At 61.0% G+C, this 20,156-nt stretch carries 23 protein-coding genes; all 23 read right to left on the bottom strand.

Annotated features, from left to right (window positions below; translation table 11 throughout):
• Positions 1 to 19 precede the first annotated feature (19 nt).
• Entirely contained in the window at positions 20 to 2,911 is a 2,892-nt protein-coding gene (locus G3N59_RS10670) for a transglycosylase SLT domain-containing protein (protein WP_205982543.1), read from the bottom strand.
• Positions 2,908 to 4,494: a hypothetical protein gene (locus tag G3N59_RS10665; RefSeq protein WP_205982542.1), complete on the bottom strand. Its 1,587-nt coding sequence runs from the start codon at positions 4,492 to 4,494 to the stop codon at positions 2,908 to 2,910. Before G3N59_RS10665 ends, G3N59_RS10670 begins: the two co-directional genes overlap by 4 nt.
• A gap of 7 nt (positions 4,495 to 4,501) precedes the next feature.
• The gene (locus G3N59_RS10660) at positions 4,502 to 4,816 is read right to left on the bottom strand and encodes a hypothetical protein (RefSeq protein ID WP_205982541.1); all 315 of its coding nucleotides are present in this window, start codon (positions 4,814 to 4,816) and stop codon (positions 4,502 to 4,504) included.
• Positions 4,813 to 5,187, bottom strand: a complete 375-nt coding sequence (locus tag G3N59_RS10655) for a hypothetical protein (RefSeq protein ID WP_205982540.1) — start codon at positions 5,185 to 5,187, stop codon at positions 4,813 to 4,815. The genes G3N59_RS10660 and G3N59_RS10655 overlap by 4 nt, the downstream gene beginning before the upstream one ends.
• Positions 5,188 to 5,255: 68 nt before the next feature.
• Complete coding sequence (locus G3N59_RS10650) at positions 5,256 to 6,254, bottom strand: hypothetical protein (protein ID WP_241023336.1); 999 nt, start codon at positions 6,252 to 6,254, stop codon at positions 5,256 to 5,258.
• Positions 6,255 to 6,366: 112 nt separating this feature from the next.
• The gene (locus G3N59_RS10645) at positions 6,367 to 6,798 is read right to left on the bottom strand and encodes a hypothetical protein (protein WP_205982539.1); all 432 of its coding nucleotides are present in this window, start codon (positions 6,796 to 6,798) and stop codon (positions 6,367 to 6,369) included.
• 52 nt (positions 6,799 to 6,850) lie between these two features.
• Positions 6,851 to 7,279, bottom strand: a complete 429-nt coding sequence (locus tag G3N59_RS10640; protein ID WP_205982538.1) for a hypothetical protein — start codon at positions 7,277 to 7,279, stop codon at positions 6,851 to 6,853.
• Positions 7,255 to 7,575, bottom strand: a complete 321-nt coding sequence (locus G3N59_RS10635; RefSeq protein WP_205982537.1) for a hypothetical protein — start codon at positions 7,573 to 7,575, stop codon at positions 7,255 to 7,257. Before G3N59_RS10635 ends, G3N59_RS10640 begins: the two co-directional genes overlap by 25 nt.
• A gap of 1 nt (position 7,576) precedes the next feature.
• Positions 7,577 to 9,502, bottom strand: a complete 1,926-nt coding sequence (locus G3N59_RS36950; protein ID WP_241023335.1) for a hypothetical protein — start codon at positions 9,500 to 9,502, stop codon at positions 7,577 to 7,579.
• Complete coding sequence (locus G3N59_RS10620; protein ID WP_205982536.1) at positions 9,502 to 10,080, bottom strand: hypothetical protein; 579 nt, start codon at positions 10,078 to 10,080, stop codon at positions 9,502 to 9,504. Before G3N59_RS10620 ends, G3N59_RS36950 begins: the two co-directional genes overlap by 1 nt.
• A gap of 104 nt (positions 10,081 to 10,184) precedes the next feature.
• Entirely contained in the window at positions 10,185 to 10,898 is a 714-nt protein-coding gene (locus tag G3N59_RS10615) for a hypothetical protein (protein WP_205982535.1), read from the bottom strand.
• A gap of 67 nt (positions 10,899 to 10,965) precedes the next feature.
• Complete coding sequence (locus G3N59_RS10610; RefSeq protein WP_205982534.1) at positions 10,966 to 11,256, bottom strand: hypothetical protein; 291 nt, start codon at positions 11,254 to 11,256, stop codon at positions 10,966 to 10,968.
• 12 nt (positions 11,257 to 11,268) lie between these two features.
• Positions 11,269 to 11,796 carry a hypothetical protein gene (locus tag G3N59_RS10605; RefSeq protein WP_205982533.1) on the bottom strand — a complete coding sequence of 176 codons (528 nt, stop codon included), beginning with the start codon at positions 11,794 to 11,796 and terminating at the stop codon, positions 11,269 to 11,271.
• A 78-nt stretch (positions 11,797 to 11,874) separates the two neighbouring features.
• Positions 11,875 to 12,831, bottom strand: coding sequence for a DUF5309 family protein (locus G3N59_RS10600; RefSeq protein ID WP_205982532.1), 957 nt, complete (start codon positions 12,829 to 12,831; stop codon positions 11,875 to 11,877).
• 33 nt (positions 12,832 to 12,864) lie between these two features.
• Positions 12,865 to 13,860 carry a response regulator receiver protein gene (locus G3N59_RS10595; RefSeq protein WP_205982531.1) on the bottom strand — a complete coding sequence of 332 codons (996 nt, stop codon included), beginning with the start codon at positions 13,858 to 13,860 and terminating at the stop codon, positions 12,865 to 12,867.
• Positions 13,861 to 13,906: 46 nt separating this feature from the next.
• On the bottom strand, positions 13,907 to 16,393 hold the full coding sequence (locus tag G3N59_RS10590; RefSeq protein ID WP_241023334.1) for a plasmid partitioning protein ParF: 2,487 nt from the start codon (positions 16,391 to 16,393) through the stop codon (positions 13,907 to 13,909).
• Positions 16,394 to 16,410: 17 nt separating this feature from the next.
• Positions 16,411 to 17,703, bottom strand: a complete 1,293-nt coding sequence (locus tag G3N59_RS10585) for a PBSX family phage terminase large subunit (protein WP_241023333.1) — start codon at positions 17,701 to 17,703, stop codon at positions 16,411 to 16,413.
• A complete protein-coding gene (locus tag G3N59_RS10580; RefSeq protein ID WP_205982530.1) occupies positions 17,687 to 18,136 on the bottom strand; it encodes a hypothetical protein in 450 nt (149 codons plus the stop codon). The genes G3N59_RS10585 and G3N59_RS10580 overlap by 17 nt, the downstream gene beginning before the upstream one ends.
• A 16-nt stretch (positions 18,137 to 18,152) precedes the next feature.
• On the bottom strand, positions 18,153 to 18,431 hold the full coding sequence (locus G3N59_RS10575; protein WP_205982529.1) for a hypothetical protein: 279 nt from the start codon (positions 18,429 to 18,431) through the stop codon (positions 18,153 to 18,155).
• Positions 18,424 to 19,002 (bottom strand): terminase small subunit, encoded by a 579-nt coding sequence (locus G3N59_RS10570; RefSeq protein WP_205982528.1) that lies wholly within the window; start codon positions 19,000 to 19,002, stop codon positions 18,424 to 18,426. Before G3N59_RS10570 ends, G3N59_RS10575 begins: the two co-directional genes overlap by 8 nt.
• 37 nt (positions 19,003 to 19,039) lie before the next feature.
• A complete protein-coding gene (locus tag G3N59_RS10565; protein ID WP_205982527.1) occupies positions 19,040 to 19,366 on the bottom strand; it encodes a hypothetical protein in 327 nt (108 codons plus the stop codon).
• Positions 19,363 to 19,665 (bottom strand): hypothetical protein, encoded by a 303-nt coding sequence (locus G3N59_RS10560; protein ID WP_205982526.1) that lies wholly within the window; start codon positions 19,663 to 19,665, stop codon positions 19,363 to 19,365. Before G3N59_RS10560 ends, G3N59_RS10565 begins: the two co-directional genes overlap by 4 nt.
• On the bottom strand, positions 19,662 to 20,156 hold the full coding sequence (locus tag G3N59_RS10555; RefSeq protein WP_205982525.1) for a hypothetical protein: 495 nt from the start codon (positions 20,154 to 20,156) through the stop codon (positions 19,662 to 19,664). Before G3N59_RS10555 ends, G3N59_RS10560 begins: the two co-directional genes overlap by 4 nt.

Raw genomic sequence — 20,156 nt, 5'->3', positions numbered from 1 at the left:
CCCATCCAGTGATCCCCGGTTACCGTTGCTGGCCCTGTGTTCGAGCAGCTTCATATGCCTGCACCGCTCGCACGCCAGCGCGGCCCGCGCCGGATGCTTTCTGCTTGAGCGTGTCGACGAATACCTGCTTTGCTTGAGGCTGGTCCTTAAAGTCCTCAAGCGCTCGCGCGAGCTTTTTCGGATTCAGCAGCAGGTCAATCGCCGCCTTTTCCGTGCGCGCATTTGCTTTCGCAACCGCGTTCTTGACTGCATAGCCGATCGCCGCGCCCTTAAAGCCACCAGCGACGCCGCCGGCCGTTGGCAGGCTGCCACCGCGCATGAACTGCCCCAGCAATCCGCCGCCGAGTTGCGCGTTCGCGTAGGTCTGACTGCCGGCCGCGCCGAGTGCGTTGTTTGCTGCGGATGCGCGCGTGAGATCCGAGATCAGATCAACTGCGGCCGAGCGAGCCGGGCCCGTGAGCGGCGCGCTCGACGGCATGAGGCTCTTTGCACCGTTCAGCGTGAGAATCGGATCACCCGCGGTGTTGTGCGCGCCGATACCGAGCTTTTCGAGGGCCGCTGCGAGCTGCTGGCGCGACTGAATATCAGCACCGGTTGTAGCCGCCTGCCGGAGATAGTTGGCATAGCTCGGTGAGTTCTGCGATAGATACGCGTCGTAGCTCGATGCCGCCTGATTGGCCTCCCGCTTAGCCAGGGTGTCGGCACTCGCGCGCACGCGATCCTGCAGCGCCTGCCGCATGTATTCCTGACCTTCGCCTGAAAGCCCGACAAGATTCGACGGTGTCGCTTGGGCCTGCTGCCCGAGTGCACGAAGCTGCTCGATCGTCTGCGGCGTCACAGCGTCCGCTGCGCGCGCGCCGGGCTTCAATTGTTCACCAGCGATGCTGTTGATCGTCTGCCGCAACTTGTTTGGGCTCACAGCGCCAGTGAGCGGATCGACGGTGCCGTTGAGGCGCGCCTGCAGCGCCGTCTGCGCATTGATCGGCACCGTGTCGGCCTGAAATTGCGCGCGCGCCGGCGCATAATCCGGACTCGCGCGGTCCATCAGACCGACTAGCTGATTGCGGACGGCGATGATCGGGCGAGCCTGCGCATTCTGCTCCTGCTGCAGCAGGCGGTTGATTTGATCGTCGAGCACGCCCTTCGCGTACAGCAGCCCTCGGCCTGATACCCACTCGCCCGCACCGTCCGCCTCATTCGCGATGATCGGACCTTCGCCGAGGTTATCCGACATGGTCTGTGCGGTTGCCATCGCCTGCCGGAACGCGGGCTTTTCGGCAAGCGCCGAGTACTCCGGCCAGCTTGTCGGCACCGACATGTCGGCAGAGCCGAAAAGATCGTCCGCCGTCTGCCCGCGCGCTGCCTTGAGCGCGTCGATCGTCTCAGGCGTGCCCGCGATGTCGTCGATACCTTGGCGCAACTGCTGAAGCAGCGGCGTTTGCTGGTCGTCGAATGCAGCGCTGCCGCGGTTATCTGCGAGCGCGCGAGCGTTGCGCATAGCCTGCGCATAGCCGGGCGTCTGCATGACGTCGGCTTGAGCCTGCGTGAGCGGCGGCAATTCCGACTGACCGGCGGCAAGACGGCCCGCTTGGGCCTGCGTGAACGCATCAGCCTCATTTGTCAGGTCGGAGCCAACCGCAGCATTTGCGGCCTGCCAGCGCGCGGCATTGTTCGCGTTCAGGCGGTCCGTGAATGCGATCTGACCTTGCTCGGTGTTCTGGAGCGCGCGCTGCAGGCCCACAAGCTGCGTATTCTGGCCAGCTTCAGCAGCCGTCGGCAGACTGCCGGGGATGATTTCGTTCGAATTCGCATTAAGCGAAGCGATCGTGCTGTCGAGATCGCCGCCAAGCGCCGAAGCAATTCGGCCAGTCGCTGCGGCATCGCCGTTGCGCCATGCATCTATGGCCCGTGAAACCATTGGGCGCGCTGCACTGATTCCCGCTCCGATCAGCTTACCGGCACCATAGCCAGCAGCCCCAAGTGCGCCGCCTGCCGCAAGCGCGGGGAAGATCGATTGATCTGTGAGAGCTGCATTTCCTGCGCCCATAAGCCCTCCCGCAGCAACTTGCGGAAGTACTTCAGGACCAACTAGAAACGCTGGAGCGATACCGCCGACGATATTTCCAGCCGTTCGCCAACCGCTATCGCCAGCAGTTTGTGCGGCAGTTTCCGACGCCTCACGAGAACGCGCCTGTGCATCCTTGACCAAGAAATTACCGGCATCAGACGCGCCGAGGGAATCAAGCCCGCGACCGACAAGCGCTTGCGCGCCAAGGATCGTATTTGCGAAACCTTCGCTCGCACCAGCACCTAGCTTCGCAAGGAAGCTGGTATCAGGTTGAGACGAAGACGTGGCGGATGGGATCTGGTTGTCGGTAACCCCTGGAACATATGGACCACTTTGCGAACCTTGCGCCGTACCCTGCTGCCCTGTGTCGCCGAGTTGCTGCTTGAAGTTCAGCACGTACTTGAGCGTCTCGTCGGGGAGCTTCGACAGGTCGCCACCGTCAGCTAGCCACTTATCGGTGTTACCAGGACCCCAGTTGTAGGCAATCGCAGCGAGATCCGACGCACCATAGCGCTGACGCATTGCTGCGTAGTAATCGCGGCCCGTGCGCGCGTCATCCTGGGGGGTGCCGTTCGACGGAACGACACCGAACCCCGGATTGGAGCTGCCAGCACCGGTCGGCGTGATCTGCATGCTGCCGCGCGCGCCCGAGGCCGGATTGACGATGCCTGCTTGCGTGTCCGATGCGCCGCTCGATTCGTTCTGACGAATTGCAGCGATTTCTGATGCATTGCCACCGGCAGCAGATGGAGGCCGAGGAATGGGCGCCCCGCTCGGAGCATTGGCTGCCAAGAGCGCGGAAAGTTGCGCGTCGGAAAGGCCATCAAGTTCCGCGCTCGTCATTTCCAACCTCGCCGCTGAGCTGCTGCGACAATCGCGCTGTATGGAATTGCTCCCCTGCCAGACTGCTGCGCGGATTGCTGTTGCTGCGGCGCCTGACCGCTAAGCGCCTGCGCGAGCGTCGTACCGGCCGGATACTGCTGGCCGTTCACCGTGGCGTCGCGCTTGAGCGGCCCGAGGTCGCCGCGGTTCGCGGTGACGTAGTCCGATTTCGCGTTCTGGAACAGTGCAGCGGCCTGCTGAACGCGACCGACAGCCGACAGGTATGCCTGCCACGTGTCCTTCGACGCCGTGTCGCTCGGCACGCCATTGCGCACAAGCTGGATGTCCTTGTCAGACGCGGAGCCCGGCGGCAATTCACTCAGAATCGAGGAATTTGCGAACTGTGCGAGTTGGCCACGCAACTGCTGGCCGGCGTCCTTGTTGCCGGTCAACTTGCTCATCGTGTCGTTGACAGACGCGCCGAAACCACTCGTAAAGTCCGGAGCGTTCGCGAGCTGGTTCGCCAGCGTGGCCGTGTTCTGGTACGTCTGCCGCGCCGCTGCCGCGCTCGTCTGCGCGTCGTTGACGGTTTTCTGCTGCTGATCGCCAAGCGGGCCAGCGTTCGGATTCGACTTCAGCAGCGGCTGCCCGACCATCGCTCCATTTCGATCGAGTTGGACCGTGTACGTGCTGCCGTCCTGCCCCTGGACGTCGACGGTGCGCACGACGCCGGGCTGCGCCGAAACAAGCGGCGTGAGAGAGCCGCCAGAACCGCGCGCGTAGAGCGATTGGTCCTGCCCCACTGTGATCGGCTTGTTTTCGTCCCACAGTTGCTTGCGCGCGGCGAGCGCGTTGTCGAACTGCTGCTGTTGAGCCGTCTGAAGCAGCTTCTGTTGTGCGAGCGAGGTCTGCGTCTGCATTTCGCGATTCGCGTTGTAGCTGTTGAGCCCTGCAATGCCGCCGAGGCCGACAAGCTGGCTCAGATTGCGCGTGCCGTCGTTGCCCGCGAGCATCGTCAGGCCCGACGCGATCAGCGCCTGGCTTTCGTTCGGGTTGAGGTTCGTCAGCTTGTCGCCAACACTCGAGATGGTCGAGCCAAGCGCCTCCAGCAGCGTCTTCGACTTCTGCGGCGACGTCGAGGCATCCTGCGCGGCAGGCATCAGCGCGCCGATCAAGCCGCTCGGAGTGGCCGACGGCTGCCATGCGTCCGATGCGTTGCCTTGATCATCAACATTCACATCCGGCGCGCCAGTAGCAGCAGCGATTTGAAGCGGCGCATTTGCCTGCGGCGCCGCGGCGGCTGGCGCAACAGTCGGAGCTGGCGCGCTCGGTTGCGTGCCAGTTTGAAGCGCGCCGCCACCGCCGAATCCCATCGGCGCACCAGTCGATTGCGAAGCAGCGCCCGCAGCAGCGGCCGGCGCGGCGATCGCATAGGGGTTGTTGGCCGAGCGGCCGAACAGGTCGATCAGCGTGCTGACCGGAACCGTCAACGAAGGCGATGCAGAAGCCTGCGCAGCAGGCGCGGGTGCTTGTTGCGGCGGCTGCGCATACGGGTTGCTCGCCGAATTGCCGTATTGCGCGATCAGATCGAGAAGACTTGGCATAGGTGCCTCAGAAAAGCGTCGACAGCGCGCCGATTACACCGCCCGCGACGCCGCCGACGGCCGTGCCGAGCCCAGGGATAATTGAGCCGATGGCCGCACCAGTGCCCGCGCCCTTGAGCGTCGCTCCGGCGATATTCCCTGCGCTGTTGCCGCTGTGGTTGGGGTCGACGGTGCCCTGCACGAGGCCACCAGCGAGGTTCCCCGCCATGCCTGCGGGCCCGGTCGCGCCACCGAGCATTGCGCCCATGCCCGCGCCAGAATTGAGCAGCGATGCGTTGTTGACTTGCCCGGGCTGAGCGGCCCCGTTGTGACTTGCACTCATGCCGCACCTCCAGGAGCGTATTTCTGGAGCAGCGCGATCAGCGAATTCCCCGCACTTGAGCCGCCAGTGGCGAGCATGTCGCCGATTGGCGCAGTGAAGTTTTGCGCCTGCAATGCCATGCGACCATTGGCGCCGCTGGCGCGCTGCGTCGATGACGTTGGCGAAGAGAGCGTTTTGCTCGCTGCGCCGAGACTGTTCGATAGGCCGGCCAGATTCGTCGATGAACTCGGCATGCTGAACCCGAAGCTGTTCGAGCCAGCGCTTTCTGTCGGCAATGACATGCCCGACTGAACGCCAGATAGGCCAGCGAACGAGCTTGTGCCGCTGCCAAAATCGCTCGGCAGCGTGAAGCCATAGCCGTTCGAACCCACGCCGCTGGCGCCGGTCGAGAAAGAAGATCCGAGCGACGACAGTGCGCTCGTGTCAGTACCGGATGAACTCATGCACTCATCGCGCTATACGCGCCCACGCCAAGTTGACCGAGACCGAGCAGCGTAGCCAGCGAATTGCTGCTGCCACCGCTCGACGTTTGAACGCTGGTACCCGCTCCACTACCAAGCGCGCCGCTCAACGCACTCGACAGGGTCGAGAGCTGCGAATACGGTGCATTGACCTGGTTGTACCACTGCTGATACAGGGCATTCAGTTGGTCCTGGCTCGTCGTTTGTGCCGTCGTGCCACCCGTGAGCTGATTGCCGTAGAGCGATGATGCAGCGGTATTCGCAGCCGTCGAACCGTTGACCGCGTTCTGCTGCGCGGTGAGGTAGTTGTAGTAATTCGAGCTGTTCTGCGCGTTCGAAGCCTGATTCGCACTCGTGCCGACAGACTGATTCGCGAGGTTCACCGAGTTCTGCTGCGCGGCGTTTTGCGTTGCGACGTTGGCGGCCGTGTTATAGGCCGAGTTGTACATGCTTGCCGTATTGTTCGAGAGCGTGTTCGCAAGATTCGTCTGGTTCTGGCTCGTCGTCTGTTGTTGCGCGCTACCGCCGAACGCACCCGAGTTGCGGAACTGCGAAAGCGTGTCCGCACCGGTGCCCGTCTGATAGGCGTCAGTGATCTGCTTGTTCGCCGCAGCCACCGTTTGAGCCAGATACGCATTGTTCGACGGGTCCGCATAGGAATCGGCAGCCGTCGACGCAGTGACATTGCCCGTATAGGGATTCGACGTCTGGTAGTACGACCCATTCGCCAGCGACGATGCGAGATTCGAAGCCGTGTTCGCGGTCGATGCCTGCGAGCCTGCGGCACTCGTGAGACCGCTGATTGCGCCCGTCTGCGTGTCGTTCAGGCCCGCGACTGTCTGGCCGGTGTACGTGGGAACAGCCTGATTCGATAGATCCGCGCCGCGCTGCAGAAGTTGCTCTGCATACGGCTGCGCCCACGAGGGCAATTCCTGCGTTGTCGTGGTGCTTCCGCCGCTGCTGCCGCCACTCGACATTCCTGCTCTCCAAAAACAAAAACGGCGCACCTGGTTAGGGTGCGCCGTCCGGGGATGGGCTACTTGCTGGCTAGAATTCTATAGGCAAGTTTAGGAATGTCAATGATCGCAGTTACCTTTTCCGCTTGGCACCTTGGATTCTCATATATCGCTGAAAATCCTTTTCGTCTGCGTCGTTCGAAGACTGCCGATGAATCGCCAAAGAGAAAAGCCTCAATATCGCGCGGGCACCCATAAAAATCATGACAAAAGCAAACAATACTCCGAGCGCATACCCGATATTATGCGGAACAGAACGATCTTCCCGAACCTTCGCCACCTCTAAAGAAGACTGCGATTTCGTGTTGGAAAGTGCATTAAATTCACGATCGGTGTCCCGCTCTCGGAAGCATGCAAGCGACTGCCTTTGCTGTTGAGCAGTCATTCGCGCGGGCGCGATTTCGTTCCCACCGGTATCGTAGAACGAACAGTCGGACCGCATCTCTTGAGCAAGCGGAATTGATGCAATGAGCATCAATAGAGCACCAAAAAATAGCCGTGCCATGGCTATCCCCGTAGTTCTGAAAGTCTCAGGATAATATCCCAATTGTCCGCAGTTACAAGGAATCGACGTCGCATTCGTATGTGGTGTGGCGCACCCTGAAGCCATGCTGCGGCGCCACTCGCGCCCAGCCGCGCCGTGTCGATCCGAACGTGAGTTTCAGCGCGGGATATGGCGTCGCTCCGCGCGCGACTGCCATTAGATCATCCCGAAAAATGCTCATCGGATCGAAGCCGGGTTCCGCGTAGAGCAGCCAGATATGCAGATCGCGCCCGATCATCCGAAGCACCATCCAGCCGATGCGCTGGCCCGCCACATGCAATAGGAATAGTGTCGCCTCGTTAGCGCGGCACGACGCGTACACATCTTCAGGAATGAGCCCTTCTGGCGCTTCGACAGACGCGACTTCGGAGCGGATCGTCGGCCATACGCGCGCGAGATCGGCCGGCGGGATTGCGGTCAGCTTCCGGTCAGTACTCGACATTCTTTCCACACTCCAGGCGTTCCGGCCGCAACGCAGATCCAGCCGGTGATGATGTATTTCGCGCCGACGGCGCCGAGTTCGGCGGGGACGCTGTTCTTGATCACGTCACCGACTGCATACGTCGTCGTCGACCCCGAGGCCGGCGGCGCCGCCATCGCGTTGCTAACGGCTACGGCTTTCCCGTCTCCGAGGTCGTTGAGTTGCAGGATGATGGGATCGAGCGCGCGCTTGAGCGCCGCGACCAGTGCGCTGATCGTGCCGGGCGAACCGAGATTGATCGGTGACAAACGAGCCATGTCAGATGCTCCCTGCGCTCTGGATCTTGGGCACAGCGCCCAAAATCTCATGATTTCCCGTGAAATTCAGCGTGATCTGCGCGTACCGTGCGCTGAAATCAGCCGGCAGCTCGCCGTCGTACATGTCGCCCAGGATCTGCGCGGATGGTGTGGCGCCCAGTTGCGAAAGTGACTGCGCGCTGCCCTTGCACGTCGACGGTACAGCAGCGAAGCGAGGAACTACGCCAGACACAAACATGTAGTTGCTGTCATCGCCAAACCAGCCGCTCGTGAGCGAGCTATTTTCCGAAACACCGCTCAGGGACTGAATGGTGTGCGATGTGTCGACAATCGCCGGGATCTCGCTCGCCTGACTCCAGAACGAACTGTTATACGGCACCGCCGGCAGCGTGTCCCACGTCGTCACGTTCGGCAAAGAGCCCACCGAATCCCATGTGATCTGGCCAGAAATGTAGACGACAGCGGCTTCCACCTGAGCATCGGCCCGGCCAAACTTGCCGGTTCGATAGTTGAGCACGAGGCATTTATCCGGGGCTGGCGTGCTCGCGTTGCTCGACACGAAATACCAATAAACAAGGGAATTTTCCTTGTCGTGGTAGCTCTCGATGCGATCGCGATAGATCTGCGACCAGTTCGCATAAAGCCAGTCTTTTACTTCGTCGCCGATCGGTTGAACTGCCGAGCCGTCATAGTCATATACCTGCGCGTCGCTGCCGAGAAAAACATGACGGGTGCCGATCGCAACGACCGCTTCCTGACAAGGCGTTCCCACCACCGGCGAGATCTGCTGGAACCCCCAGATAACTGAACCGCCCTGATAATTCCCGTAGAACATCGAATCTTTCTTGTAGACGACGATATTCGTTCCGAGCGCGCGCCCCGCCGTGATTTTCCCGGGCGTGTCGATAATGACTCCGTAGGCGCATTGCGTCGCGATATTCGCGATCCAGTCTTCCTGGTTGTAGATCGCGCTGCACCACCAGCCATTCGGGCGGTGCCCCATCGAAGAATCGGTCGTATCGAACGCAAAAACGAAGCCTTGCGTCGTCTCGACGATCGACGCGGCCGGCGCGAGATTCATGGTTGCGGTAGCCGTCGCCCCAGCACCGCCGCCGCCGCTCAATGTCACGGTCGCTGCACCGGTGTAACCATTGCCAGGCGCGGTTACAGACACCGATGCGACGTTGCCGCCGCCCTTTGCAGTTGCCGCCGCGCCCGTCCCAGCACCACCAGTGAATGCCACCGTCGGAGCGCTCGTGTATCCGCTACCTGCGTTGGTCACCGTCACGCCCGTCACTGCGCCGCCGCTGATGGTCGCAGTCGCGGTTGCCCCAGTTCCGCCACCGCCAGTCAAGGTGACGGTCGGCGCGCTCGTGTACCCGCTGCCACCGGCTGTGATGCTGATCGATCCGACTGTGCCGCCGCCCGACAGCGTTGCGGTACCGGCCGCGCCGCTGCCGGCGCCTCCAGAGAATGCAACCGCCGGCGCCGTGAAATATCCCGTCCCGGCAGCCGTCACTGCCACGCTTTGAACCGAGCCGATCGGCGTGAAATCGCCACTCGAAATCGATTCTTGAATCGGATCGGCGCCATTTGACGCAATCGTTGCGTTGCCGAATTGGCAAAAGCGCCAGCGATTCGCGCCGCCTGAATAGGCCATACCTGATACGTCGTTTTGCTCAGGGCCGACGACCTCGAAAAGCTTCGTCGCCGTGCCCGCAATCGTGCGATAGCTGCCCGAAAGCAGTTCGCATGTGGCCGCGCCAGTCACCGCATCGGGAAAAGGAGCATTACCCAGCGGCGACGGCGTCGGCGCGGCCTTCATGCCGCGCAACGTCGGGACCATGTTCATGCAGTCGAGCACCGCGCCCGGCGTGGTGGGGTCAACACTCGGCGTGAAGCCAGTGAAAGGGATCGTCGATGGCATTACGTTGCCCGCATGTTGAGTGGCTGATCTTCCGGCGTCTTGGCTTCGGCGTCATCGTCGACGAAATCGCTGATTGCCTGGTCGCGTCGCGCGAGCCATTTCTGCTGGTTTGCGTCGTCGCGGATGTAATCAGCCGCCTCGGCCAGCGCGCCCCAGAGGTAGATGTCGGGCGCGTCTTCAAGCAGCCAGTTCGATGCGTTGGTCGTCGATAGCGGTTCGATCAGCACGTAATAGTGCAGGTCAAGACGCTGGCCGAGCTGCGGAACCGTGAGGATGAGCGAATCACCCTTGATCTGATAGCCGAACGTGATCATCCGCGGGTCAGACGAGGCCGGGAAGAAGTCCAGCGGCTTCGAGTTGAAATCCGCCGCAATGACGCGCCCCCAATCGCTCGGCAGTGCGACGCGATTCGTCGTCGGCGTGATCGAGTAGCGCGCGCGGCGCGAGCGCGTCTTGATCTTGCGGTCGAAATTCTGCTCCGCAAGCGTAATGAAGTCGGGAAAGAGCGCCTGCAGGTCGGGGCGCTTGAGCCACCGACCCATCGAAGCCTGCAAATCCGTGAACGACTGAAGAGCCATTTGCTATACTCCAAGTTCGGCCCTACTGTGTAGACACCCGGAGGCTGGCGAAAGCTGGCTCCAGCGCCCGGAAACGGGTAGATCTGGACGATCCCCGGGCACAGTCAGGGCCCTTTCTTTTTGCGGCCGTCACCGCGGGGAATCACCGAGAAAAGCTCGGGCTTTCCGGACGGACTGCTGTTCAACACAGCCGCGTCGTTCACTGGCACCCCACTTTCGTTCACCCGCGCATTCGGGTTCTGCAACACCGGACTGCGACCGCCATTCACCACTACCGATTGATCGGACAGACCGCTCTGGATCTGCTGGAGCATGTCGTCGATGCTGTATGGCGGGTCCTGATCAGTGACGCGGCTGTTGTAGTGGTGCGTCCCTTTATAAAACACGTCGGGCGACGTGAATTGCGGCTGCCCGAGTCGACCCCGCGCATCGTTGATCGCCTGCAACTGATCCGCAGTCAACGATCCAAGTTCGATGGGCTTCGCGCGCTGGCCGCTCTGAAGCGCCTCGAGCAGCGTGCGCGCATCAGCGAGCGCGCCGGGCTTCACCGGGCCGGCCAGCAGCGGAATCAAGCCGCCCAGCGCGTCGCCGGCGGTGCCCGGCTGGTCGGAAAGCAACCCTGCATCACGCATGCGCTGAGCAATCCACGCAGAACCACCGACGGGATCAGTGATTTGCGGAAAGCCTACCGGCGTGAACTGGCCCAACGCCGACGTGAGCCCGTTGATCGCATCTGCCGACAGATCGACAGGTGTGCCGAGAACGTCGGCTGTGTAGCCGCGCGTTGCGCCCCCAGCAAGTGCATCAAGAATTCCCATTGCTACCTCATGCAATCGACTTCAGCGATCAAGCGGCAACGCGTCGACTTGATCGCAAAAAACCGCGTCAGACCTTTCCAGGTGCGACACGGAAGTACGCGAAGGTTGGATCGTTGCAGATCGCCTTGATGTGTTTCGGGTCTTGAAAGAATTCGCGCCACGAAACGCCGCGGCGGATGCAGTAGTCCTCGATCACGATGCCCGGGATATTCGCCACATGGCGCATGTCCTTATCGCCGAACTGCTGCGTGGCGCGCAGCTCGGCGTTATGGTCGAGCAGGCCGTCGAAACGCGCGGTGTGCACGACGACCGTTTCTTCCTTGTCCGGGTTCGAGATGAATTCGGTCGTCGAGTACATGCCGCGCAGCCCTTACAGAAGCGCCTTGGCGCGATCGATCACGGCGATGATCTCCGACTTCGCCATGTGCACGATGCCTTCGAGATCGCCGAGAAGCGTTTCGAGAATGCTCTTGTGATCGGGCGCCGATGCATCTCCATCATCCAGCGCGCCGGAAGCATTGGCTGCCGGAATGACGTCGCCGGGCAATGCATTCGAAGCAGACGACAAGGTGCCGCTTGCGGATTCGACAGCCGCAGGCGATGCAGAGCCTTCCCCCGATTCAGGCGCGACCTCGGGCGCGTCAGCTTCGCCACCAACAATCGGAGCGACCGACGCATCCGCCGGGGCTGCGGGTGCAGACGCAGAATCGTTTCCCGGCTCACCTGCGGCGCTCAAGTCCGGCACAACGGCCGCAGGTGTCTCGCCCGTCGGCTGTTCGACCGATGAGACACCACCAGCAGCGTTTCCCTCGTCAACCGGTGCAGCAGCCGGAGCGTCATCGGCCATACGCATCGGGAACGCGGCGGCCATCAGCAGACTGAGAAGCTTGATTCGCATGATATTTTCCTGAGGACTACTACCCGCAAGCGAGTAGAAAAGTGAGCGCCGCCCACTTATTGGCGGCGGCGCGGGGTATTACGACAGGTCGCGGCCCTGTGCCGAGCTCGCTTCGTTACGAGCTTCGAGCGTGCCTTCCCAGGTGATCTGGAAATTGCGCGCGTCGCCCGTCTTGGCCAGTTCTTCCTTGTCGAACGGGCGAAGCGTTGCGAGAGCCCACAGATCCGTGTCGACCGCGTAGGCGGCGTTATCGGGCGTCGCGATGCCCGACATCACGCGGTTCGGGATCATCGACACGTTCCCGAAGTCGCCTGCGTAAACTGCGTAGGCGGTATTCAGCACGGCTTGCTTGCCCGAACCGGTGACTTCCACCTGACGGGTTGCATTGCCCTGGAAGGTCGACGACACCTGTTTGTCTGCCGGGCGGATATGCACCTGCGAGACGTTGCCGCCCTGCGTGTATGCACCGAGCAGCATCTGCTTGAGGATCGTTTCCGCCCATGCGCGATTGGTGCCCGCTACCGGCGCGGTATTCGTGCTCGGAACCGGCGCAGCCGAACCGGTGCCGCCGTAGAAGTTGGTCGCAATCCAACCTTTCAGGCCGCGCATCGTGCGCGCAACGGTTGCCGAGCCGACAACAGCCGTGGCATTCGTGATTGCCGCCGCTTCGATGTCCTTCTTCAGCTCGACCATCTTCTTTGCAGACAGACGGGCGATTTCCTTCGGGCCGGCCTTCTTCACTGCTTCCTGCGTGCCCGAAACACTGAACGTGTCCTGCACGATCTGGCAGCGATTGCCGATGCGCACGGTCGGGTTCTGTGCCGAATAGGACGCATCCGCACCTTCGACAGCCGCATTCGAGCCGTTCGGGGCGCGCAGCGCGTCGGTCTGCCACTCGTGCAGCACGGCGTCGGCGTCCACCTTGTCGATCGCCGACGTGAACGGCGTATCGGACGGCGAAATCATGAAGACCTTGTCGATAAGGTCTTCGCGGTTACCTACGGTCGAGTAGGTCGTGACGGTATTCGCGGGCATTTGCTCGCTCCTATGACAAAGAGGCCTGCGTCCTTACTCGAGGAGCGCGGCCAGATTCTTCACGGAGGGATCTGCGTTAAACGTCTTCGTCGCATTGGCGCGAGCCAATTGGTTGCGATTCGGAGCGGGTTGACGCGATCCCGGTCGCTCGACTCGCGGAGGCTGCTTAACGCCTTCACGAGCCGCTTTTTGACGGGCCAAAGCCTGATCGAACATCATCGCCTTTCGAGCGATGAGGAACACCTCGGCCGTGTCCATCTGGGCCTGCATTTCCTTCGGAATCCCTTGAGATTCGAGGTATGCAGCCACCGCTTGAGCGCCTTCCGTCGCCTTTGCCGGGTCCGTCCATTCAGGGATGGCCTCGATGATTTTGGCTTTCGCCTGTTCGAGACGTCCGTGGAGGTTTGCCGCATCTGCGTCTGCATTGCGCTTGTTGAGAGTCGCCTGGATCTGCTGAGCCTGCGCAATCTGCTGCTGGCGTTGCTCCCACTCATGCCGGACCCGGACATACTGCGCCGGGTCTTGGGCGAGGAGAGCTTCCCAGTTTGGCTGTTGCGAGGCCAGAAAAGCCTGGTGCTCCCGGATGTAGTGTTCAAGCACCACACCCAACTGCTTTTCCCGTTCGGGAACCTGCTGTAGCTTCGCCTCGGCGTCCTTGCGGATAGCCGCGGCTTCTGCAAACTTCTTCTCGGCACCGTGATATTTCGATGCCTCTGCAATCAGTTCCGATTGCGTTTTCGTGATCGTCTTCCCATCGCCGACCGGAATTTCGAACACCGGATCGGTGCCGTCGGGATCGTTGACTACCTCGGCGTTATCGTCCAACGAAGGATCGTCGAGATTGAGTTCGTTCGGATCGCTACCGGCTGCGCCTTCCGGATCGCTGCCGCCCTCTTCTTCGCCGCCGTCGCGGTCCACGATCAACGATTCGAGATCCGATCGCGCATCACCGCCGCCGCCTTCGCCGTCGACGATGTGATGAAAAGGAAACGCCATCAAAAGGCGCATCAGCAGCTTCGAAAGTTTCACGGGCAAACTCCAATCACGATTTGCAAGGGAGAATATTCCTTCACCATTAGCGCATCAACTGCTGGGCGATCTGATATTCGCGATCAATAGCCGATTGCTCTTCCGAGTGAATATCCGACTGGATCGAATCATTCATCGAGCGCTCAACGGCAGGGTCAGTGACCTTTCCGGCAAACGCTGCTTTTTCACGATTGACAGCGAGATTCGCGTAAAACTGTTCACGCTGCCACGCCAGATTCTGCGTGGCCTGGTCGCGCTCTCGCGCATCGAGCAATTGCTCGTGCTGCGTCTCAAGAGACGCCTTGAGCTGCGCATCGCGAACATCGGACCGCTCTTGCTGGGCAAGCTTTGCGGCGTCCGTTTCCTGCTGCAGCCTGGCTTTCGTCGTTTCGATCGCAATCTGGCCTTGGACAATAGCTTGACTGGGATCAGGAGCAGGAGGCTGTGGCGCGGGCGCATGCGGCTGAGAAAAGAACTGCGACGGATCACCGAGTTGCAGCGCGTGCACGAGTTCCGTCTGCGTCTTGTAGATGTTTCCCGCGGTGACGGTGCTCTTGATCGTCGGATCGGGATTCTGCGCGGCTTGCATCTGCACACCCAGCAGATTAGTGAGCTGCGCAACGCGCTTGCCAGTGTCGCCGGTTCCTGTGCCAACCGTTACTGACATACCGTATTGATTGCGCCATACGCGCGGATCAACGTCTACCCAGTTCCCATTAAGCTGGAATACCATGTTCTTGTCTTGGTAATTCGCGAGCAGCTTCTGGATCAGCCGGAACAGATCCTTCACACCAGTTTCTGCGAACGTGCGCGCGATCAGCTTCACGCGCAGATCGGCGCGCTGCGTGATGTTCTCGATGCCGGTCGCCGTATGGTTCAGCGTGTCTGAATCGAGGCCCTGGCTGTATTTCGTCACTCCAGTGCGCTCCTGCGACATGGTGTCGACGTATTGCAAGAGGTTGAACGCGCCGGCAGAGTCGCCCAACCCCTTTTGCAGCGGACCGATCGCGTTCTGATTTTTCACGCGAACCGGGCGCCCGGGCGCGGAATTCAGGTAATCGGACATATTCACGTCCTTTTCGATCACCCAATCGCGGCCGTTGATCTGCAGGTTCATGTTGTCCTGCAAACCGCGCAGAATGCCTGTTTTGAGCTTCTGGATCGGCATGGCGAGATCGGCAATCGAGCGGCCATGCAACAAGCCAGGAATGCGGATCGGGCACAGCACTGCAAACGGAGGGCCGTCGACCACTTCGTTATCGAGGATTACGGAACCTGCCTTCGTGATCTTGCGCCATTCAGAAATACCGTCGCCGTCACAGTCGATCGGCAGATAGCATTCGAAGACCCAGATCTTGCGCTGCGATTCGTCGCCGTTGCCATCATCTTCCGTCAGCATCGCGAACTGATCTTCAAGCGACTGGCGCGCCTGCGCCAAACCCGAAAGCTCCGCCTGCTCGGCAGCGGGATCAGAACTGAGATCGTCGACGTTTTTATAGCCCTTCGCGCGCAACTCGGACATCGACATTTTCATGCGGTGCGCCGAGAATCCGTCACCGATGCGGCGCGATGTCTGCGCCACAAGGAAATCTTCGGGATTCAGAGCTTCGATAGCAACATGCCCCTCCTTCTGCGAAATCGTGAGCACGACGTCGTGCAGTTGCGGCAGCTTCGAAAGGTCGATTGGTTGAGGCGCCGGCGGCGGCTGCATCGGACGCGGTTGCGGCGGCGCGCTCGGCGGCCCAGCGTTCGGACCGGCAGGCGGAATGCCGGGCGCGGACGGCTGCATCGGTGGCCACGGCTGCCCCATCGCCTGCGCTCGCTGCTGCGCTATGTTCCACTGCGTCACGGCGGCCTGCTGCTGGTTGAACTGATCCATCGCAGCGCGCTCTGCCGCCGGATCGACGTAGCTGGTGCATTTCGTGATCGATACGCTAGGATCGTTCGACACGATCGCGAGCTGAACGTCGGTAATGGCCGAATACACTTCGCGGCGTGCGGTCGTTTCGAGTTCCCACCAGGCCTTCGCCACGCCGATTTTCGAAAGCAGCGCCGTCTTGAACCAGTCGAGAAACACTTCAAAACCGGGGTTCTGCTCGCGCACGACGTAGTTGCACACGTGCGTCGTCTGCTCGGCGCCCTGCTCGTCGCCAGGCTTGCGCGGGCAAAACTTAACCGGCTGGCTCGATCCGAAGAAAATCTCCATCAGCGATGGCATCAGCCATTCGATCTGATCGCTTACGACCGTGTCGACGACGCTCGAACGGCCCTCGACATCCGGAGGCGCGAGATCGCCTTCTGGTAGCCCGAGGTAGTACTGCATCGCCTTTTCCTGCTCTTTGGCGATGCCGGTCCCGAGCCAGTTCTGCGATTGCGAGATATGACTTTCGAGGATCGAGGAGATCTCGGTGTCGGGCATCTCGACAGGATCGCTGTCGTCACCCGCTTCAGTGACGATCTGGACCGGCGCGCCGGGCTGCGGCGTAGCGGCCGGCGACGTATCAGGCATCATCGATTGAGCCAGTTCCTGCATGAGTTGGTCGTTTTCCATTACACCGTCACCAGTTGTTTGAATTCCAGATCGCCGCCCCATTGCGAGCGGTTGTTGTGCATACGCGGCGCGTGGACCGCGATATAGCGCACCATGTCGTTCGAGTGCGAATGTTCGTCGTGCATCGGGTGGCCCGCCTTCGTGCGGCGATAGCGCTTCATGTGCTCGATCAGGCCAGCGCTCTTGCTGCCGTCTTCGTACACGCGCGGGCCGCATCGCGTCTTGTCGATAAAAGTCTTCGGCAGAATGTCGCGCACCAGTCGAATGCCCTGCTCGACTGGCATGTTTTCCGCAACCTCGACTTCCCAGCCAAGCGCTTCCATCTTGGCCTTCATCGAGATACCGTCGGCGGCAAGCGTCTCGTGCTCCGAGTCGTGAGGCATGACCAGGATTGCGCCTTCATAACCGCGATCGATAAATTGCTGGCTGAACCAGCTCAGCGGCCGCTGCCGGTTTTCGATGAAATCGACGATGCGGTACTCGCCCGCGACCTGCTGCACAACGCCGCATGACGTGTGATCGTTGAAGCCCAGGTCCATGATGATGTACGTGTTCAGCTCGTCGCTGATCACCATATTCAGCATCCGCCCATCGCTCTCCATCTTCGAGATCTCGCGGAAGTAAATCGCGCCCTCGACGGCCGGCAATGGCATGCCGAGCCACACATGGCGATGCATGTCGGGATCTTTACCCGCCATGTCCTGTTCCTCGATGCGCAACTCGTCGGGGAACCACGGGTTCTGGTCGAAATTGACGAACAGGCTCGCGCAGTTCGGCAAGCCCTCGACGACGATCTTCTGATAGATGAAATCCGACTCCAGCTCAGGGTTCCAGCTCAGCCAGATCTGCGATCCCTTCGCTCGAATCGACGGCGTCAGCTTGCGAAAACTCTTCTCGGTGATCGTCTGCGCTTCTTCAATCCACGCAATATCGATGTCGGCGAGCGATTTGACGTTGTCGGCCGTCATGTCGCTCAAGCCGCGGAAAATGAACGTGCCGCCCGTAAGCGGCCGGATCTCGTCAGCCAGAACCTTGAAATACGGTTCGAGGCCCATCTTCTTCATTTCGGACACGAGCGTGGCATAGACCGATTCCTTGATCGAGTCCTGCACTTCGCGAGTGCATAACACACGCAGCGGGCCCTGCACTGCGCGCAGCAAGATCGCGCGTGCGAAATTCACCGTCTTACCGCTGCCACGACCGCCGCGGACACTGACGAAGCGCCACTGTCGCTCCGTCAGCACCCGCGACCAGCGCGGCATTTGCATTGCCTGCTCAGCGCGACTCGGCATCGCCATATTCCAGCCACACACTCTTCGGCGTCATCACACGAGCGATCTCGTGGTGAACGACCGGCACGCCGCACCAGATCGTTTCGATCAAGTCGGTGGGCGGATTCGGATAGCTTGCGCGCACAAACTTATGGCCGTTGTTGAGCACGAATGTGCGAAACTCGCCCCACGACGGCGGCGCGTAATCGTCGCCATCTGCGGCCAGAGGAGTGTCAGGCGCTTTACCGGCGCCCAGAATCGCGTCCAAAGCCACACCGGCGGCAGAAGTCGTAGCGGAAATATCGCTGAGTGCGGCCTCCGCAGGTGCCGAAGCGATCTCCCCCGATGGGCTTTCCCCCGTTGCCTGCGCTGAATCCATATCGGGCACCTGTCCAAGCAGATCGGGCGATGTTTCCGTGCCCAGATCCTGCTCAGCAGCGCCCGATTCGTTCACTCCAGAAACTACTTTCTTAGCCACGTTTTAGATCCTCCAGACTCTTCGCTGCGATTTCGCCGGTCGTCACGATCGACTGCAATTTCTGCTTCAGATCGTCAAGCGCACGAAGCCGGTGCCACGCATCCGATTGTATTGACTTGGGGTAGTCCTCACTATCCCGCCACTCGCGAATCGTTTCCTCTTCGAGCTTCGCGAAAGCTCCCCTTACCGCCTCATCCCGCAAAAGCTCACCGATGCGTTGAGCGTCCGAGACTTCCTGCAACCACTGCGCACGCTGCGCTGCCTTATCCATCCGTCTGCACCTCCGGTTTCGCCGCAGGCACGCCTTCAGGCGGGTCAACGAATTCCACGCGCACAAGCGCGCCGCCCGGCGGCAAGTTGAGATTAAGTGAATCCTTCAGCATTCCCAGATGCCGCATGGCGTTGGTGAGAGCCGTGTTCTTGTCGGCGACCTTGTACTTTTTCGTGTAGCCGATAAAGCGCCGTTCCTCGCCGCTGCCTTCATATTCTTCAAGCACTTCCACACCGGCCAGTGCGGCCGCAGTGTCATCGTCAAGCTGGTTAATCGGAATCGGGGCGCCTTCGCTGTTAAAAAGCTTGCGCGGATCAAAGAACGCAATGCGGGCTACCTCCAGCAGCACACGGTCCTGCGTGACGCGCATCCGATCGGCGCGCGCCTTCTTTTCCGAGCGGATCGCCTTCGCCACTTCAACATGCTTCAGCAGCCGCTGGCCCTGCGAATAGGCCGTGGCAGCGGAATAGCCAGCGCGGATCGCGGCCTGCGTTGCATTCAGGTCGATCAGGTATTCGCCAATAAATCGCTGGTGCTTTTCGGACAGTGGCGGCCGGCTTTCACGTTTCATTCATTCCTCGTCACAAGGCAAATCGACCGTATCGCGGTCAAAAGGCGCGCTCACGCTCGCCAGACTCAATAAACTCACGCAGAGATTTCCGGTTCTTGCTCACAATCGCGCGACACCGCAGATATTCCGGCGTTACCCATGCCGCGCGTGGCGCCTCAACACCATTGCGACGATCCTCTGGCACAAAAACCTCAACCTCAACGGCGTCATCGCGAAGCGTGCCGTCTTGCCGCGCAAGTCGACGCACAACCCGCACGCTCGAATTCATTTCGACATCGGCAGCTACATAGGCAATGCGGTTTCGATATCGCCCATACACAGCCGGCGCAAGACTGGGAACTTCAACGGTAAGCACAAGCGTCATCGAACATCTCCGTACAGGCGCTCAAGCGTCGCGTCCAGCAGGTCGAGCTCGTCCATTTTCAGAATTGCGAGATAGCGACGGTCACCGTGCACACCGTTGCGACCACGATGGCAGTCGTCCGCGCACAGAGGAATCGTGCAGAAGTCACCACCGCGCTGCGCACCGCCCTGCGCGATGCGAGCGTGGTGAACCTCGGTGCGTGAGTCCTGCGCACGGCCCAAAAGCGTGCAGCAGATACACGCCATATTCGCGATGCGACCCATATGAGCGCGGGCCCGCTTGTTCGCACGAGAACTCATGCGACCGCCATCGCGACGAGCGCGCTGATGGGATTTGAACGCCGCACGTTTTGCCGTTGTGCGCGCTGTCGCCCCATCGGGCGAGGCATATCCGGCCCGCCGCCGTACACCCAGAGCGGCGTCGGGCTGCCGAGGCCATCAGGCCAGCGCCATCCGCCGATATGCACATCGGCCCTGTGGAGTCGCAAAAGCTCGCAGGCGCGCGGCTTCGAAAACCCTAACGCATCGGCCAGCTCGGCCTGCGATCGCGGCTTGGCGAGCAGGCGACGCATACGGTCCCACGCGGGCTGCTGACGAACAGCGCGAGGCCGACGAAGCTTCAGAATCTTGCGCGCATATTCTTCGATCGAAATCTGCGTATGACGCGGCAACAAGGCGACGATCTCAGCGAGAGGTTTGAGTGTCGGATAGTGCTTCCTGACGATCGCCACCTCGTGATTTGTCCAGGTGTTTTTCTGGCGCTTTACAGGCGCATTCGATTCGGGAGTCAT

The sequence above is a fragment of the Paraburkholderia sp. Ac-20340 genome, from assembly GCF_017104965.1.
Classification (GTDB): Bacteria; Pseudomonadota; Gammaproteobacteria; order Burkholderiales; family Burkholderiaceae; genus Paraburkholderia.
The sequence above is the reverse complement of the archived record's forward strand: the minus strand, read 5'-3'. Positions and strand labels throughout refer to the sequence as shown.